This window comes from Bifidobacterium tibiigranuli (assembly GCF_022655035.1).
GTDB lineage: Bacteria > Actinomycetota > Actinomycetes > Actinomycetales > Bifidobacteriaceae > Bifidobacterium > Bifidobacterium tibiigranuli_A.
The window spans coordinates 550,916-568,711 of record NZ_JALCUA010000001.1 but is presented as its reverse complement, the minus strand read 5'-3'; the positions used below and the strand labels follow the sequence as shown (position 1 = coordinate 568,711).

The window sequence follows — 17,796 nt, the reverse complement described above, 5'->3', positions numbered from 1 at the left end:
GGCGCAATTCAGTGAGGCAGTACAGCTCAGTGAGATGGCGGGGCAAAGCGAGCCTCGCGTGCATCGTAAACCGACGCTGGATCTTGAGAACGAGCTGGCAGGCCAGGGCTTCGATCTGATCGTCGGCTTCGACGAGGTGGGCCGTGGCGCGCTGGCAGGGCCGGTTATGGTCGGCGCTGCGGCGATTTGGGCCCGCAGGCTGCCTGACTATGGGGTGCCGGAGAGGCTGGCTGATTCCAAGCTGCTGACCGAGCATCGACGTGAGGCGCTGTTCGAGCCATTGCAGACGTGGTGCGCTGCTCATGCGGTCGGGCAGGCGAGCAACGCGGAAATCGACGAGTGGGGCATCTCGCATGCCTTGGGAGTGGCGGCATTGCGCGCGCTCAACGGCGTCGAACGCACGCTTGGTCTCGATGCTGAGACTCATGCGGGGAATACTGTCGATGCCGCTGTGTCTTCCAGCACTGCGTCTTCTAACGCTGCGTCGTCTCCCATTACAGCACCGGCTTCGATTGCTGCGCCTTCGGCACTGCGCGTCGGTGCCATACTCGATGGCCCGAACGACTACATCACCAAAGCGCTGAATACCTTCGACGCCCCGGATGTGCCCATTGCGGCTCATGTGGTCACCTTGGTCAAGGCCGACCAGCGATGCGCCAGCGTGGCTGCCGCCTCCGTCATCGCCAAGGTGACCCGAGACCGGCTCATGGTCAGCATCGCGCGCGGCAACGACCTATATCGGCCCTACCAATGGGACCATAACAAGGGCTACGGCTCCGCAGCCCATCGCGAGGCCATCGCGCGCTACGGCGCAACCGATCTCCACCGCCGCTCCTGGCATTTGGTGTGAGCTAAGTTCGCCGTTACAAAACACGCGGTATGCTCGATTGCATACATGCATGTTTGCGGTCCCAATGACGGCGACCAAAGGATCAGCCACAAGATGGGCCTACAAGAATGGCAGCATGCGCAGGGAGGCAGGATGAGGACGAGTCATGGCAGCGGCAAGCGCCCGTCGATGTTCGAAGTGGCGAAGCTGGCGGGAGTCAGCCATCAGACCGTGTCGAGGGTCATCAACAACTCACCCGACGTCTCCTCCGCCACGCGCGCCAAGGTGCAGGAGGCCATCGCCGCGCTCGACTATCACCCCAGCAACTCGGCGAGAGCGCTCGCCTCGAAGCGTTCGCGCACGATAGGGCTGATCGCCGGAGGGCTGCGATTCTACAGCGCAATTTCAGCCATTGCCGCCATTGAGGCCTTGGCGCATGCGCGTGGGCTGTTCATGTCGGTTTCGCTGGTGCAGGAGGCGCAGTGTACGCAGGAGGAGTTCAACGGGCTGTGTGAGACCTTTGACGAGCAAAATGTCGATGCCTTCCTGTTTCTGACCCCTACTGACATGATGTTCCGCGCGGCATGCCGGGTGCGGCTCGATCAGCCGCGCGTGCTGCTCACCTCCACGCACGGGGCGCTGGGCATGCGCGAGGCCGGCCGGTTGGAGCATCCCGATGATCGGCGTCATACTGCACTTGTCGGCATTGACCAGTGGGGCGCGATGGCGGAGGTGGCACAGCTGGTCGCCGGCTATGGCCACCGTTCGGCGCTGTATTTCGCCGGCCCGCCGCAGTGGCGCGATGCGACGACGCGTAGACTGTCTTGGAGCAAGTCATCGCAGGCGTTGTCCATATCGTCGCATGTCGAGCAGTGCGAATCGTGGGAGTCCTCGGAGGCCTACGGCCGTATGAACCACGTACTCGACCATTTCGGTTCGAGCGGTTCAATCCGCCCGACCGTCGTCGTCACGGCCAACGATGCGCAGGCCGTCGGCGTCATCCGCGCCTTGCATGAGCACCGGCTTCGCGTCCCGCGCGATATCAGCGTGGTCGGCTTCGACGATATGCCGGGGATGGGCGATCTTTACCCGCCGCTGACCACGGTTCGCCCCGATTTCGACCAGATGGGCGTCGCTGCAATGCGCGAGGCCTTGCGTCTGCTCGGCGAGGGCGAGGAGACCGCGTTCGCTGCGGCGGCGCATGGAGTGGGACTTATTCCCGCGAAAGTAATCAAGCGTGCCTCGCTAGGACCAATCCCGCGCACGTGAGCGACCGGATATCGAGCTGCCGATTGATTGGGTGTGAGGCGCCGAACTTGAACGACTTATGAATCTGCGCTTGCCATGTGCCCGGTCCGGATAAAGGGTGACTGTTTACGCTGCCTGCGTTGGCATATGCTGCGGTGCTGAAGTTCAAGTGGAAGCGGCGTCAGTAGCTGCGGTAGCGGTTGGCATATCGCGCGACCATCCACGGGTCGGGGATGAACGGGGAATCACTGTCCTGCTGCTGTCTGGTTGCAGGGGCGTCGAGCGCGTGCGGATGCGATACAAGGCGGGCGGAGGGAAACATCCGGGCTTCGGTGATGGATTCTATGAAGGCGTGCATGCCCTGCGTGTCGTATGGATACGGGGTCGAGCACCAGACGGGATCGATTTCAAGAATGATCGGGGCATCGCCTTCGGCTCGGAAGGCGATGAGCATGCTGGCGTCGCTCGTTCCGGTCGCCGCTGCAGCGCGTTCAGCCGCCTGTGCGGCGATTGCACGATAGCGTTGGTGAAAATGCCACTGTGTATATGCAAACTGCGGGTGCGCGGATTGTAGAGACTCGGGCTGTGGATGCGTGGATTGCGGATACGCGAGTTGTGGATGGTCGGGCTGTGAGTATGCAGATTCGGAAGTTCCATAAAGGCCGTCTGCGGGCAGGTCGAACACCGTGACGATGGCATGGCTGTCCGGGGGAGTGTGGAGACAATACGGGCTCGCGGCCGCAGCGACGCCGTGGCGCACGAGCACATTCCATTCCTCGCTGATGCCGGGCATATGCTCGCTCAGCATGATATTCGACTCGGCGGGCGCATCGCTGACGACTGATTGCACGGCGTCCAGATCGCGTCGCGCCGCATTGAACCCGGCAACCCGGCCGTTGCACAGCTGCGACCACGGCTGAGGGCCGAGGCCTGCCGGAAATTCATGCCAGGCTGCAATCTCGGCAACGGTACCAATCAGCATGCTTCTACCCGACAAGTCGCTGGGCAGCAGATCGGGCCAGTCCGGTCGCGGGGCGCGAAACATCAGCGGTTCCAAATCCTGTCGTTCGCGCCACGCATTGAGCGATACCAAGGCTTCTGGGGCTATCCATATGGCGTCATCGGCGAGGTCTCGCGCCGGTTCCAATGCGGAATGCTGCACGATGCGCCAGCCGAGGATGTGTCCTGCCGCGCAATCCGCGGCAGCACTGTCTTGCGGTATAGCGAAGGCCTCGGCGATCCAGCCGAGCGGGCTGATGACATGCAGCGTCTTGGGAATGGAATCTACGGCCGTACGAATTGCATCGTTACGAACCGTGGCATCGTGGGCTGTGATATCGCGAACCGTGGCCTTGCGAACTGCGTTCAACCGTGCCGCCTTTCCATCTTCGCCAAGCGCTGTGCCGAGCATATGCCACGACTGCCGCGCCTCAAACTGCACATAATGCTCCCCAGTTTACGAGATGGGTAAATTATTCCCGCTTTTCTATTAGGGCAATCGCGACAGAAGGTGCGCGTTATCCCATACGATAGTGCTCACTCAAGCTTCTATCAGTTTGAAACTTATGACACCCTCGAATGAAAAGAGAATAACCATGACCACCATCGCCGTCCTTGTCGGTTCGCTGCGCAAAGACTCCTACAATCTGCGACTCGCTAAAAGCGTCGAGCGGCTGGCACCGGAGGGCACCGAATTCGTCTACGCGAATCTGAACCTGCCGCTGTTTAATCAGGATCTCGAAGCTGACTTCCCGCCCGAAGCCACCGCGCTCAAGCAGCTCGTCGAAGGCGCTGACGGCGTGCTGTTCGTCACGCCCGAATACAACCGCAGCTTCTCCGGCGTGCTGAAGAACGCCATCGACTGGGGTTCGCGCCCGTGGGGCCAAAGCTCCTTCGCCGGCAAGCCGGCTGCGCTTATCGGTGCGTCGGGCGGTGCGCTGGGTGCCACGCAGGCGCAGGCCGCCTTGCGCAACGTGCTGGTGTTCCTCGACACGAAGCTCATGGGCCAGCCCGAGGTCTATTTCAACGCGCTCACCGGCTTCGATGAGAACGGCGAGCTCGCGTCGTCTGCCGAAGGCTTCATCAAGTCCTTCGCCGAGGCCTTCGTCAAGCACGTCGAGAGCTCAAGCGCGGCCAAGTAACGCGTCATGTTGTGATAGTCCGCGGCATGCTCTGGTAATGCCCGAGATGGTCGTGAACCGCTCACCCTCTGATGATGCCGCAGTCGCTCCGCATACGCCGCGCGACTGCGGCATCATCATAGCGGGGCGCTTTGGGGCGCAGCCGTGCTGGGGCAAGGCAGAACCGCTTCTTCTCGGCCAATTGAGCCAATTGATTGCAGGGAATGCCGAATGTTCCGGATGCTATTTGCCAGCGCTGTTGAGGCTGCCGCTGGCGGTGTAGACGGCTAGGGAGAGCACATAGGCGATGATGGTGAAATAGGCGATGCCGAAGAAGCTGGGGAATGCGGTGATGAGGCTGCCGCCGATGATGCCGGCGACGCTGGAACCGGCGTACATGGCCGCGTTGCCGAGCGAGGACATGGTGCTGCGCGCGTTGGTCGACGTGCTCTGCAGCAGCGTCATGAACAGCGGGAAGATGAAGCCGTTGACCAGCATCACGAGCGTCAGGCCGATGGTCGCGAACACTGGGCTGGGCGCGAAGGGCAAAGCTAGATACAGCGCGAACAGCACGCCGAAGCCGAGCAGCAGTGACGTGCGGATGCCGAGCCGTTCGGAGAGCCGGCTGCCGAAGACGGTGCCGATCAGATTGCCGATGCCGATGAAGATCATCGCCGTGCCGATGCTGGTCAGCGAGAGCTGGAAGTCCTTGTTGAACCAGGTGCCGATGAAGTTGAGCACGCTGAAGTTGCCCAGCTGGAACAGGAAGTAGCCAAGCAGCACGGCGAGAGACATCCGGTTCGACAGGACGGATGCATAGGTTTGCAGGAAGCTGCTGCGTTGTTGCGGCTGCGACAGTGACGGCTGCGACACGTGCGACTCTCGCGTCGCCCGTGCCTGCTGCGCAGAATCACCCGCCGCAGATGCTTGCGGTGCTGGGTTTGGGTTGAGCGTCGGCAGCATAAGTTGCGTGACCAAGCACAGGATCAGCGATACGCCGCCGATGACGAGGAACGGCAGCCGCCATGTGACGGATGCGAGGAAGCTGCTAATCGGCACGCCGGCCAGCTGGGAGACGGACAGCGCCGCGCCCACGTAGCCCATGGCGCGAATCACGTATCTGCGCTCGATGACCACGGGGATGGACGCCCAGATCTGCGGGCTGGCAATGGCGGTGGACACGCCAGCCAGAAAGCGAAACAGCAGCATCAGCGGAAAAGTGAATGCGAAGCCGCATAGGAACGTGGCAAGTGCGAACCCGAGGAAGCCGCCGACCAGCACCTTCTTCTTGTCGCGATTGTCGGAGATCGGTCCGGCCAGCAGAGCGGCTATGACGTAGCCGATGGCGTACGCGCTCGTGATCCACCCCGATTGCGCGGTAGGGATATGGTACAGCGCCGAGAGCGTCGGCAGCAGCGGCGAGACGAGGAAGGTGTCCGTCCCCACGATGAACATCAGCACGAAAAACAGCGGAATGTATTTCTTCACAATGAGCTTTCTTCTCTAATCATTGGGTTTGTGTCATATCTTTGGTAAAAGAGTCAAAAATATATTTGACTCTTGAGACAAGATACCTCGTCCAGACGACAGTCTGTATGCTGTGCTGTCAGCCGAACGCTGCGCTTGGAGAAGGACGCCATCCGCAGCGGCGACACAGTGCGATACCCTTGGGGCATGGAGACTAATGACGCGGCCAAGGTGAGCATTTTCAAGGCGCTGTCCGACGAAGGGCGGCTCAAGATCGTCAGGGATCTCTACAGCAAGGGCGAAGTATGCAGTTGCGCCGATCTTGGCGAGATGATCGCCGAGGATACGACGAAGCAGAACATCTCGTACCACATCAAGATTCTCAAGCAGGCGGGGCTGGTCACGACGCGCAAGGTCGGGCAGGCGAAAACGGTCGCCATCCGCAAGGACGTGGTCGACCGCTATTTGCCGGGGCTGCTTTCGGCGTTGTAGGCATAGATATAGCCATAGCCATAGCCATAGGCATAGTCGTAGCCGCGTGCGCGTTTCGCAATGACATGCGCCTGATTCATGCAATTGAGCGCGCCTGACTGTGCCCATTGTGTCCGCATGATGGTCAAGCCCTTCCTGAAATACAGGTCAGCCTTTACTATCGCTTGTCAAGGCAAGTCCCACAAGGACGGCTATTATCGCCCGGTCATCCGTACCTCATGAACCCATATAAAGGCATGACCGAGTTGAGGCTGCGCCATGCATATTGCGCAGCAGAGAAAGATTAAGAGAAGGAAAAAGGACAGTGTCCTCAATAGCCGAAGAGGCGACAGTGACGACGGTGCATTCCGCCGCAGCCACTGAGAAAGCCCAAAGCAAACCATTAAACTCCCCAGCGGAGGTGATCGGCGCGAGCCTGGTAGGCACGACGGTCGAATTCTACGATTTCTACGTCTATGCAACCGCGGCCGTGCTGGTCTTCCCCAAGCTGTTCTTCCCGGTCGGCAATCCGGTCGCAAGCCAGCTGGCTTCATTCGGCGTGTTCGGCGCCGCAATGATCGCGCGCCCGGTCGGCGCCATATTTTACGGGCATATGGGCGATAAGCGCGGCCGCAAGGCGACCCTCGTCGCCTGCCTGATGACTATGGGCATCGCCACCTTCCTGGTGGGGCTGCTCCCCACATTCAAGCAGATCGGTCTGTGGGCCGCGCTGCTGCTGCTCATCCTTCGCCTCACGCAGGGCTTCGCGCTGGGCGGCGAGTGGTCGGGAGCGGCTCTGGTCGCCACCGAAAACGCCCCTGCGAACAAACGAGCGTTGTACGGCACCTTCCCGCAGCTTGGCGCTCCGCTTGGCTTCATCATCGCCAACGGGCTGTTCCTTATCATCAACTTCGCGCTGCCGCATCCCACCAGCTCGACCATGCAGTCCGAGGCGTTCCTGAGCTGGGGATGGCGCATTCCATTCCTCTTCAGCTCGGTGATGGTGATCATCGGCCTGTATGTGCGTTCGAAGCTTGCGGAATCGGAGACCTTCAAGCAGGCGGAAGCCAAGGGCACCATCGTCAAGATACCGCTGTTCGACACGCTGCGCCATCACTTGAAGGCTGTGGTGCTGGGCACCTTCGCCATGCTCGCCACCTACGTGCTCTTCTACCTCACGACAACCTTCACCCTCTCCTATGGCACCCATCCGTCCGATGTGACCCCATCGGGCTTGGGCATCTCCTATACCGACTTCGTGCTGATGCAGATCATCGGCGTGGTGTTCTTCGGCCTGTTCACGATCCTTTCCGGTCCGCTTGCCGATTCGATGGGGCGCCGCAAGCTGCTGCTGTGGGTCACTGCCATCATCATCGTCTTCGGACTGATGTTCCCGATCTTCCTTGACAACAAGGCGAACAACTCATTCAACGGCGCGATGATCGAGGCCTTCCTGATCATCGGCTTCACGCTCATGGGCTTCACCTTTGGCCCGATGGGCGCGCTGCTGCCTGAGATGTTCCCGACCAACGTGCGCTACACCGGTTCGGCCATCGCCTACAATGTCAGCTCGATTCTCGGCGCCGCGCTCGCCCCGATCATCGCGACCGCGCTGTGGGCCGCTGCTGGCGGCAGCACCTGGATGGTGGGCGTCTACCTCGCCGTCGCCTCTGCACTGACCTTTATTTCTCTGATTATGACGAAGGAGACCAAGGACATCGACTTCACCGGCGATATCGGCGCGAAAAATGCTAAGTAGCCTGCGGTTCAGTGCCCGCGTAGTCCAGCGGCGGCATCGCTGACGGACTCATAGGTGCCTAGGCTTTCGGCCTACAGCGGACATACTAGAATGTCGGCTTTATCACAGAGCGGCGTCTGCATCGGATACGATCATTGCGATCGGATTTGCCGATGCAGACGCCGCTCTGTGCTCTGCGCCTAGGCCTTTTTGGGCCTTTTAGGGCTTGTGCGCAGTGCGTGCAGTCATTGCGAGAGTCCTTGTCATAATGCTGGTGCAGGCGAATGCGCGAGCTTGGGTCTTGACGCCGTGCGCGCGGCGGGTGTACCTGTTGATTGACAGGCATACGAAGGTATGGCAACGGGCATGCACGGCATTCGGCATGAACGTCGATGTGAAGGAACGCAGCCGACATCGGCCGCATATGGGGAAGGCCAGAATATGAGCATGGGGCAGGGCGCTGTCATAGCGGGTGCGTATGCCGAGCGCGGCATGGCGGGCGGTTTCGACGGGCAGCGTATCGAGGCGGGCATCGCAGATATCGTGGACGTTGCCGATGCTGCCGACGTTACCGATGTCGCTGCGAAGCGCAGTGGCAGCTACCGCATCACCGTCGTAAGCGCCGGCGTATCCGAGCATTCCGCCACCGGGCGGCTGGGTGACGCCGTAGCGGCGCGGGCGCAGGAGACGCTGCAGCGCCACGGCCGTGAGTGCGAGCTGCGGCATGTCGATTTGAAGGATTTCGCGGCGGATATCGCTGTGGCCGCAGTCAATTATCAGCTGACCGACGCGCTGCGCGATGTGCTCGATCAGGTCACGTCCAGCGACGCGCTGATTGCGGCGACGCCAGTGTTCAAAGCCTCATATTCGGGGCTGTTCAAGTCCTTCTGGGACATCGTGGACGTGGACGCGATCGTGAATATGCCGGTGACGCTGGTCGCCACGGGCGGCACGCGCAGACATGCGCTGGTCCCCGATACGGCGATGCGCTCACTGTTCGCTTTTCTGCGGGCCATTCCAACGCCGACCAGCCTGCTGGCTGCGGGGGAGGACTGGGGCTCCGACGAGCTCGAATCGCGCCAGCGCCGGGCGGGCGAGGAGCTTGCGGCCATGATTCTGGCCGGGCTGCGCCGCGTGATGGCCGATGCGGATGCGGATGCGGTTGCTTCGCACGACGCGCACGCGCGCATTCCTGTACGATGAATTGATACGGCGAACGATGCTGCACTGTGCTGTGATACGGCAGTGATGAGTCAGGCAACGTAACAAAACGTAACAGCAGGCATCCGGCACGGAGGGGCACAATGAGCGAACAGAACGCGGCAAACGCAACAGGGGTAACTACGGCAACTGCGACTGCGGCGACTGCGACGGTTTCGGCGGCGGCAAAGAAACCGCACGCCAAAGCCCGGCACCGGTGGAGCAAAGAAGTGTCCACAGTCGAATTCCATCTCGATAATTTCGAAAGCACAGCCACGGTGCTGTGGCGCAAGCGCAACGAGATGATCATCAAGAAGGGCGCGAAGCTGCGCCGCGAAGCCCCGCTCAACAAGGATGGCTCGGTCGGCCTCGATGATCGCTGGGGCAACATGCTCCGCCAGGAGCACGCCGATGCAATCAAGGATTTCGAGACCATTGACGATATCGTGCTCAAAAGCGTGAACGAGACCGGCCTGTTCCTCTACTTCGGCCGCGCCAACGGCTGGCTGCAGTTCTTCGATAAGGACGGCAAGAGCATCAACGACTGGACCGTTGTTCAGTAAACGCTACCGTTCAGTAAACGCTACCGTGCAGTAGCAGACCTACCGTGCGTTAGGCCAGCCATGTGACGAGACTCGCGCGGATGCCGTCTGTGAGCGAAATCACCATATTTACGGCAATCATGGTGGCGGCACAGGAATAGACTAGAGGCGTCTACAAGGAGGTAGTCATGACGTATCAAACAGTCAATCCCTATACCAACGAAGTCGTCACGGAATATCCTTTCGCTGCTGACAGCGAGCTGCAGGACGCTCTTGCGCTCGGTGCTCAGCGCTACGAGGAGTTCAAGACGCAGCCGATCGCCGAGCGTGGCGCGCTGCTGCACAAGGTCGCCGCAGCGTTGCGCGAGCATGCCGACGAGCTTGCCGAGATCTGCACAGTCGACATGGGCAAGCTGGTCGGCGAATCGGCCGGCGAAGTGGAGCTGTGCGCGATCATCGCGGACTGGTTTGCCGATCACAGCGAGGAATTGCTGAGGCCAGATTCGATCGAGACGATTGCGACTGGCGAGGCCGAAGTGCGGCATCATGCGGTGGGCGTCGTCATGATGGTCGAGCCGTGGAACTTCCCGTACTACCAGATCATGCGCGTCTTCGCGCCGAATTACATGGTCGGCAACGCGATGATTCTCAAGCATGCGGCGAACACGCCGACCGCAGCCAAGCGCTTCTGCGAAATCGTGGAGGAGGCCGGCGTGCCGAAGGGGACGCTGACGAACCTGTTCCTAACCTACGATCAGGTCACGGACGCCATAGCCGACCCGCGCGTGCAGGGCGTCGCGCTGACCGGCTCCGAACGCGGCGGCAAGTCGGTCGCCGAGGCCGCAGGCAAGTACCTCAAGAAGAACACGATGGAGCTTGGCGGCATGGATCCCTTCGTCGTGCTCGGCGATGCGAATATGGAGGATGTCACCAACCTCGCCTGGCGCGTGCGGCTCTACAACTGCGGGCAGGTGTGCACCTCGTCGAAGCGCTTCATCGTGATGGACAACGTCTACGACGAATTCCTCGACGCGCTCAAGAAGAACTTCGCCGCTGTCAAGCCCGGCGATCCGCTCGACTCGGCCACCACGCTCGCGCCGATGAACACCAAGCGTGCCAAGGAGAAGCTGCAGGGCCAACTTGACGATGCGATTGCCGCAGGCGCGAAACTCGCCTACCAGTATCCCGAGATCGACTCCGACGGCCAGTTCTTCCGCCCGGCCATCCTCACCGACATCGACACGAGCAACCCGGCGTACAAGAGCGAGATGTTCGGGCCGGTCGCAGCCGTGTACCGCGTGCATTCCGAGGAGGAGGCGGTGGCGCTCGCCAACGACAACCCCTACGGGCTGGGCGGCATCCTCTTCGCCGGCGACCCGGATCACGGCGCGGAAGTCGCTTCGCGCATCGAGACCGGCATGGTCTACGTCAACAACTTCATGGCCTCGCTGCCTGAGCTGCCCTTCGGCGGTGTCAAGCTCTCGGGCTACGGGCGCGAGATGAGCCGCATCGGCCAGCTGGCCTTCGTCAACGAGCAGCTCATCGTCAAGGCCGCTCACCCCGATCTGTCGAACCCGGCCGGTGGGCTGGTCGTGGCGTGAGTCGCTGCTGACAGTTGCTGACGGTTGCTGACGCGGGCATCATCCGCCTACGCCTGCGCCTGACTATGTACTTGCTCGTACTGTTGTCACGCAAACTCAGCTGTTTGCGTGACAACAGTACGAGCAGCAGGCGGTTCTAGTAGTAACGTCACGCATATAGGGCTGTTTGCGTGACGAAAGTACGATAACGATAACGTGCGGTCTCAGACTGCAGGAGTCCTTAGAACTCCTCGTACCACCGGGGGTTCTGCGCGGCGGAGCGGCCTTCGGGATTGTCCAAAGACGCGAAATCGGCCATATCCTGCTTGTCAAGCTCGAAGCCGGTCAAGTCGATGTTGGCCCGCTGGCGTTCGCGGTTCATGGACTTCGGGATGGCCACATCGCCCAGCTGCACATGCCAGCGCAGCACGGCCTGCACGGGCGAGACGCTGTGCTTCTCTGCGATGGCGCGGATGGCCGGGTCCTTGAGCATCTGCGAAGCCCGGCCGAGCGGACTCCACGCCTCGGTAATAATGCCGTGCGCATCGTCGTAGGCGCGCTGCTCGCGCTGCTGGAAGTACGGATGCGTCTCGACCTGATTGACCGATGGCGTCACGCCGGTCAGGCGCGTGAGCTGGTCGATGTGGCCGGGCAGGAAGTTGCTTACGCCGATATGCTTGACGATGCCCTGCTGCTGCGCGTCGATGAGCGCCTTCCAAGCCTCGAGATATAAGCCTTTCGACGGGTTCGGCCAGTGGATCAGATACAGGTCGATGTAGTCCAGCCCCATGCGCTCCACGCTCTCCTCGATGGTGACGCGGGCCTCGTCGTAATGGTGGTGGCGGCCGGGCAGTTTCGAGGTGACGATGATCTGCTCGCGCGGCACCTCGGATTCGCGGATCGCGCGGCCGACGGTGCCCTCATTCTCATAGTTGAACGCGCTGTCGATGAGCCGGTAACCGACTTCGAGTGCCGATTCGATGGCCTTGACGCCCTCTCGTCCTTCGACCTTATAGGTGCCGAAACCGATGGCCGGCAATTCCAGGCCGTCATGGGCGGTGCGTGTGGGAATCTCGGGTGGGTTGAGCAATGTCATAGTGTCTCCTTGTGTGAGAGCTGGCGTTTGGCGCTGATTGACTGCGCCGTGTGGGTACGTGCTGCGTGGTTGTGCCAATGCAACAGCGGCCAGCTTCCACTGTACTGAGCAAAGGTTGCCAGCGTCCGATGTTCGCTTATCGCTATGAGATGGATGAGGCGGGTGATGGATGACAGGTGGCGGGTGCATCGGCAGCTGGGTGGCGGACGGATACGCCCAAGCCGGAAGCATTGCCAGCGGTGACATCGGGCTGCTACAGTGGCGACTGGCGCTCCCGCCCGAACTGCGCAGGTCAAGGGGCGCCTCAAGTCCCCTCAAGTCGAATACGCAAGGGTGACGTGGCATTACTGTGCGCAGCACGAGGGATCGGAGTCCCATGAGCATATCCACCAAATCCAAACGTCCATCTTCTTCATCTTCTTCAGCGCTATCTTCGCCAGGCGTTGCGGCCTCGCTGCGTTGGCGTCCGGTCGATATCGCCGTCGGCTCCGCGCTCGGCGTGGCCTGCGGGGTCATATTCTGGGGCTTCAACTTCGCGTATTCGGCTCTTTCGCCGATTCTGGGCGGCATCCTGCCGGGCTTCGCCAGCATCCTGCATGCCTTCTGGTATTTCTCCGGCCCGCTGGCCCTGCTGATCATCCGCAAGCCGGGGGCCGCGATCTACGTGAACCTCGTCGGCTCGCTGGCCGAGATGCTGTTCGGCAACAGCTTCTCCTTCAGCTTCGTCTTCATCTCGGCGGCGCTGCAGGGCATCTTCTCCGAGCTGCCCTTCGCCGTGACGCGGTACCGCGTGTTCAATCCGGCGATCGCCGTCATCTCGGGCGCGCTGACCGCGCTCGAGTACGGCCTGTATCTGCTGTTCTTCCAGTATCAGGGTGTCGCGCTGATTAGTCCGCGCGGCATCACGCATATGATCTGCGAGGTTCTGGGCGGCGTGCTGATCGCCGGGCTCATGAGCTGGGCGCTGTATCGGGCCATCGCCCGAACCGGCGCGCTTGAGCGTTTCGCCTCCGGACATGACGTGCGTCGGGGCATGGAAAACGCCGAAGAGGCGTGATTCGACTCGTTGCGGCTCACACTTTTTCGGCACGCAGGGAAAAGTGTGAGCCAAACGAACAGTGCCGATAGTAGATTTTCGCAGCAAAAATGGCGGAATCGCAACGTTTCCCGCCTAGAAAAACCGAACGTGCTATGTCCGTTTGGCTCACACTTTCTGCAGCGGTGTCAAAAAATGTGAGCCGGATGCTACACTATGCGAGTTGGCCTTCGCCAACGTGGGGCCCTAGCTCAGTCGGTTAGAGCAAACGACTCATAATCGTTCGGTCCAGGGTTCAAGCCCCTGGGGCCCCACTTATGGGGTTTTCGGTGATGGCCCGGGAGCCCTTTTCTTATGCTATTTTGGCTTCAATCCGGGGTTTACTGACTGTCTCGCCCTACACTCATATTATGCACGTTTACGCACGTTGGAGTATACTTAGTACCTAGGTAGGTACTTTTTTAGGTGTTCTCTATAAGGGGTGTTGATGAGTCGCAAGAAAGCGCAGCGCAATTCACGCGGCAGTGTCTTCGCGCTCGCTTCGACGGGCGGATACCGTGCGAAATACCTGAACCCGGAACGTCCCGGCAAATACGTGACGAAGGCATTCAAGAAGGGCCAGCGGCTCATGGCGGAGAACTGGCTTCGCAATGAACTCAAGTATGTGGACGCGTGCGAGACCGATGGGGTGCGGTATATGACTCCACGGGAGCGTGAGCTTGAACACAGGCATGAACGGGAGGCGCATAGCGTCACGTTCCGTGAATACGCCGAAGCCTTCCTCGAGAATTACCGTGCCGCGGACGGATCCCGTATCACGGGTGCGGCCATGAGGACGAAACGCACGGCGGTCGGCCATCTGATCGACTACTTCGGTGACGTGAATCTTGCAGACATCACACCCGATGCGGTAAACGGCTTCCTTGATGACAAGGAACGCTACGGTGAGGGCCGCTACTCGATGCGTCGCGCATTCCAGGCGTTGAAAGCCATCACGCGCAAGGCCAGCACACCGGATGGTGACATTCCGCCGCTCATAGCCTCGAACCCATGCACGCAGCCCGTGCCGCGCACTCGTGCGAGCCAGCAGGCGAGGATACCGGAGGTCACGCCCAACGAATTGAAGGTCATAGCGGATAACATGCCCGACTACATGCGTATCGGCGTATATGTGCAAGCGGTTTTTGCATTGCGTATCTCGGAGCTGTGCGCTTTGCAGGTCAGAGACTTCGACTTCAAACGCCGCACGCTGCATATACGTCACGCGTTGGCGAGAAGTAACGACGATGATACGGGAGAACTGATATTAGCAGACACGAAGACGGAGGACAGCGCGGCCGATCTGCCTATACCAGTTGAATTCATACCCGAGTTGAAACACCATATCGCCGTTTATACGGATTGGCCGACTGACGGTGAAGGCAACCCGAAGGCGAACGTGCGCAACAACCCCGCCATGTTCCTCAGGGCGAAACATTCGAAAATCATGAACCCTAATTCGCTGCGCAACCAGTTTGACAGGGCGCGTGTGGAGGCTGGACGTCCCGATCTGCACACGCATACGCTGCGGGCAACGGCATGTGACCATAGACAAGTCGAATTATTCGCAGGCGGCTGACACCTCGTACGAGTTCACCCTATCCAACCGGGACATGCCCGACGATAACGGTGAAATGAACCATATCGGCATCGTGACCGGTTGGGAGACATCGGACACGACTGTTGGCGAAGTGATTAACCGCAACCACGCCGTCTCGGAACCCGAGTCGAACGACTGCGAGCGCGACGTGATCGACTACCTGATTGAGCGGGGCGGCAGTGCACCGAAGGCCGATGTAGTCAAGGCTCTCACCCCCGATTACACCCGCAAGCAGATCGAACATGCCCGTGAACGCAACAAGCTCATAGTCTCCAGTCGTTCAGGCTACCCGGCGACAGCCATGTGGTCATACGCGGGTAATCCGGGTAGTCCGGGTAATCCCTCTGTTTCCAACGGTTCACAGCCCCCAATTTTTGGGGAAACTGAAGCGGATTACCCGCACGTGGGTAAACCCTTAGACCCCCGGAATACCAACGATCCCAGCCTATCCGATGACGGTTTACCCAGTTTACCCAGCATCACCGAGTGGGCAAGGGGGATCATCGGCAACCCGGCTCCAAGCGATGAGGGATACCGGCACATGAGCGATGAACAAGTGGATGCGCTCGCCGACACTCAAGGCCTGTATGCAAGCAAGGCATGGATGGAGCAAAGGCGCAGGAGGGAGGTGCAGCAGCGTAGCGCCCCGGTGAACGCATGACATATCGTCATACTGTCATACACCTACCGCCGTAAGGGTTCCGACTGTCATACCGGTTGTTATACACGTCATACAACCCGATTGCCGTATGACAGCGTATGACAGGCGTGTATGACACGAAACCCTAATGATTGCAACGGGTATGACGGTATGACATGTATGACATGTACATACGTTCGCAAGAGAGACACACATGAACCTATCCACTGAACATGGATACCTGAGGAGGTAATCACCATGAATCACAATCCAAGTCCCGCGACCCGCTTCGGCGGCCCACGCGGCAACAAACCGGCAGGCGGGAACAGGTGGCGCAAGGAGGACACGCCACGCTACAAGCTCGAACGGCTCATCACCCTGACCAAGGCGGAGGTGCAGGCCATCATAGACGATACGACGGCCCCACTATTCGACCGGCAGATCGGCAACGCGCTCATGCATGCGGACTGGAACATGCTGGAGCGCACAATCAACCAAGTCTATGGCCCGCCCGTGCAGCGCATCGAGCAACGCGACGTGCCCGCACCCATACCGATACTCGACCTCGACGCCATCAAGGCGAAAGCCAAGGTGTTGAACACGGCGCAGGCCGGCGAGATTCGGAGAAAGGGAACCGATGACTAATGGAAGAAGCCCCAGAAGCGGGACGGAACCGCCGAGGTCGCATCGTTTCGGCCAGCCCGACGCCAACCCCAGCGGCGACCAGCGGACGGCGGCGCTCGCCCGCGCCACCAAACGGCACGCCACCGAGATACTGGCCGAGGCATTGGACGCGGACGAGGACGGTTTCAACGCCATCGTCGATGACCCCAAGACCCCGTTCGTCGTGAGGCAATTACTCAACGCGTTCAGGGGCGACGGACAGCTCAGCGCCATGGGCGTGAAGACGCTGCTGGCCATCTGGCAACAGGTGTTCGGCTCTCCCACCCAGACCGTGAAGAATGAAACCACGTTGAACGTTCTCAACCCGGACATGGTGCAGGCGTTCAGCCCGGATGAAATCACGTACATCGCCTCCGTGAAGTACCCGCCTAATGGCGATGCGCTGCCGGGGTGGGTGATCGACCCCCGAACCGGTAACACGCTCATGGTGCTGGAGGACCCGGACAACCGCGAGCGCGGAAGGTTCGTCACCGTGCATGTCGGGGGACGCCCCGAACACGACGGATGATAGCCGACGCGCGGCTGTAACGGCCCCGTGCATCAATCCCGGTCGATTGGTCGCGGGGCCTTCGCCATGCCCGCAGAAGCCCGGTATCGACGCCCACACGCTATCTGCGAAGCAGGATAGTAGGCGAGCGCCCGAGTATGGTTGGTGTCTGAACGTGGGTTGGTGTTCGCCTTCGTGTTTTGGCGTGGGTACGAGGTTCACATAAGTGTTTAAATTTTCCAAGGTACCGAAATAGGTACTTTACGTGTTTATGGTGTTGGTGTTAATGCCTTGCGGCTCTAAGTGTTTGTGAATATATCAGTTAGAGCCCCTGGGGCCCCACTCGCAAGGCACTGGAATCGTTGGGTTCCGATGCCTTTACTCCTCGTTATGCCCCTTTCGTGACGCTGATATGTCATGAGAGTCATGAAAGGGGCGGTGTTCCTTCGACAATGCCCTTTTCGTGACGCTAGACCGGGAGTTGGCGTCACAAAAGGGGCACTGCCAAACGTCAGGGTCGAGGACTGACAGTCGCGGAGGGGGCGAAGCTAAGGTGCTCGGCGATACGATGCGGAAACTACGCTAAGGGCTTCGGGCCGGGGCTATGCAAGCGTCCGCACGGGTGTCTATAATCTGTAAGGTTCCGGTTCACGCCCGCCATTGGGGCGCGGCGACCCGGGTCCCCGTTTCATCCATAGGAGATATTATGCAGCAGGGTATTCACCCCGACTACCACGCAGTGCAGGTCACCTGCTCGTGCGGCAACACCTTCGTCACCCGCTCCACCGCCAACGGCGATCATATGACCGTTGACGTGTGCTCGAGCTGCCACCCGTTCTACACCGGCAAGCAGAAGATCCTCGATACCGGCGGCCGCGTCGCTCGCTTCGAGCGTCGCTACGGCAAGAAAGCCAAGTAGCGTTATTGCGCCAGTCCTTGCGGGTTTGAATCGTTTCGGCGGTTCGCCCGAGGACTGGCGTTTTTGTATCTGGTGGGGTGCAGACTGGCGGCGTACGCGG

At 60.4% G+C, this 17,796-nt stretch carries 17 protein-coding genes and 1 tRNA gene; 15 read left to right on the top strand and 3 right to left on the bottom strand.

Going from position 1 to position 17,796, the window contains the following annotated elements:
- Positions 1–34: 34 nt before the first annotated feature.
- Complete coding sequence (locus tag LKK40_RS02345; RefSeq protein ID WP_304308962.1) at positions 35–850, top strand: ribonuclease HII; 816 nt, start codon at positions 35–37, stop codon at positions 848–850.
- Between the two features lie 132 nt (positions 851–982).
- On the top strand, positions 983–2,098 hold the full coding sequence (locus LKK40_RS02340) for a LacI family DNA-binding transcriptional regulator (RefSeq protein WP_434735096.1): 1,116 nt from the start codon (positions 983–985) through the stop codon (positions 2,096–2,098).
- A gap of 160 nt (positions 2,099–2,258) precedes the next feature.
- Here the strand turns inward: LKK40_RS02340 and LKK40_RS02335 are convergent, their stop codons facing one another.
- The gene (locus tag LKK40_RS02335; RefSeq protein ID WP_304308836.1) at positions 2,259–3,446 is read right to left on the bottom strand and encodes a hypothetical protein; all 1,188 of its coding nucleotides are present in this window, start codon (positions 3,444–3,446) and stop codon (positions 2,259–2,261) included.
- A gap of 226 nt (positions 3,447–3,672) precedes the next feature.
- On the opposite strand from LKK40_RS02335, the gene LKK40_RS02330 reads away from it, so the two are divergent.
- Entirely contained in the window at positions 3,673–4,218 is a 546-nt protein-coding gene (locus LKK40_RS02330) for an NADPH-dependent FMN reductase (RefSeq protein ID WP_304308835.1), read from the top strand.
- Positions 4,219–4,440: 222 nt separating this feature from the next.
- On the opposite strand, the gene LKK40_RS02325 is transcribed toward LKK40_RS02330, so the two are convergent.
- Positions 4,441–5,685, bottom strand: coding sequence for an MFS transporter (locus LKK40_RS02325; RefSeq protein WP_304308834.1), 1,245 nt, complete (start codon positions 5,683–5,685; stop codon positions 4,441–4,443).
- 186 nt (positions 5,686–5,871) lie between these two features.
- Between LKK40_RS02325 and LKK40_RS02320 the strand changes: the two genes are divergently transcribed.
- From LKK40_RS02320 to LKK40_RS02300, 5 genes are all read left to right on the top strand, one after another.
- On the top strand, positions 5,872–6,156 hold the full coding sequence (locus LKK40_RS02320) for an ArsR/SmtB family transcription factor (protein WP_162000702.1): 285 nt from the start codon (positions 5,872–5,874) through the stop codon (positions 6,154–6,156).
- A gap of 304 nt (positions 6,157–6,460) precedes the next feature.
- Complete coding sequence (locus LKK40_RS02315; RefSeq protein ID WP_304308832.1) at positions 6,461–7,894, top strand: MFS transporter; 1,434 nt, start codon at positions 6,461–6,463, stop codon at positions 7,892–7,894.
- Between the two features lie 420 nt (positions 7,895–8,314).
- Positions 8,315–9,076 carry a CE1759 family FMN reductase gene (locus LKK40_RS02310; RefSeq protein ID WP_304308831.1) on the top strand — a complete coding sequence of 254 codons (762 nt, stop codon included), beginning with the start codon at positions 8,315–8,317 and terminating at the stop codon, positions 9,074–9,076.
- Positions 9,077–9,177: 101 nt separating this feature from the next.
- Positions 9,178–9,636 (top strand): hypothetical protein, encoded by a 459-nt coding sequence (locus LKK40_RS02305; protein ID WP_304308829.1) that lies wholly within the window; start codon positions 9,178–9,180, stop codon positions 9,634–9,636.
- A gap of 167 nt (positions 9,637–9,803) precedes the next feature.
- Complete coding sequence (locus LKK40_RS02300; protein WP_304308827.1) at positions 9,804–11,216, top strand: NAD-dependent succinate-semialdehyde dehydrogenase; 1,413 nt, start codon at positions 9,804–9,806, stop codon at positions 11,214–11,216.
- Positions 11,217–11,436: 220 nt separating this feature from the next.
- Here the strand turns inward: LKK40_RS02300 and LKK40_RS02295 are convergent, their stop codons facing one another.
- Positions 11,437–12,285, bottom strand: a complete 849-nt coding sequence (locus LKK40_RS02295) for an aldo/keto reductase (RefSeq protein ID WP_368491380.1) — start codon at positions 12,283–12,285, stop codon at positions 11,437–11,439.
- A gap of 382 nt (positions 12,286–12,667) precedes the next feature.
- Between LKK40_RS02295 and LKK40_RS02290 the strand changes: the two genes are divergently transcribed.
- The 7 genes from LKK40_RS02290 (at position 12,668) to rpmE (ending at position 17,696) form a co-directional block, all read left to right on the top strand.
- On the top strand, positions 12,668–13,348 hold the full coding sequence (locus tag LKK40_RS02290; RefSeq protein WP_304308823.1) for an ECF transporter S component: 681 nt from the start codon (positions 12,668–12,670) through the stop codon (positions 13,346–13,348).
- A 219-nt stretch (positions 13,349–13,567) separates the two neighbouring features.
- Positions 13,568–13,641 (top strand) — tRNA-Ile (locus LKK40_RS02285).
- A gap of 173 nt (positions 13,642–13,814) precedes the next feature.
- Positions 13,815–14,945, top strand: coding sequence for a tyrosine-type recombinase/integrase (locus LKK40_RS02280; RefSeq protein ID WP_304308821.1), 1,131 nt, complete (start codon positions 13,815–13,817; stop codon positions 14,943–14,945).
- The gene (locus tag LKK40_RS02275) at positions 14,908–15,627 is read left to right on the top strand and encodes a hypothetical protein (protein ID WP_304308820.1); all 720 of its coding nucleotides are present in this window, start codon (positions 14,908–14,910) and stop codon (positions 15,625–15,627) included. Before LKK40_RS02280 ends, LKK40_RS02275 begins: the two co-directional genes overlap by 38 nt.
- 237 nt (positions 15,628–15,864) lie before the next feature.
- A complete protein-coding gene (locus LKK40_RS02270; RefSeq protein ID WP_304308818.1) occupies positions 15,865–16,251 on the top strand; it encodes a hypothetical protein in 387 nt (128 codons plus the stop codon).
- On the top strand, positions 16,244–16,798 hold the full coding sequence (locus LKK40_RS02265; protein ID WP_304308817.1) for a hypothetical protein: 555 nt from the start codon (positions 16,244–16,246) through the stop codon (positions 16,796–16,798). The genes LKK40_RS02270 and LKK40_RS02265 overlap by 8 nt, the downstream gene beginning before the upstream one ends.
- A 685-nt stretch (positions 16,799–17,483) precedes the next feature.
- Positions 17,484–17,696, top strand: coding sequence for a 50S ribosomal protein L31 (gene rpmE / locus LKK40_RS02260; protein ID WP_152581018.1), 213 nt, complete (start codon positions 17,484–17,486; stop codon positions 17,694–17,696).
- Positions 17,697–17,796: the final 100 nt, after the last annotated feature.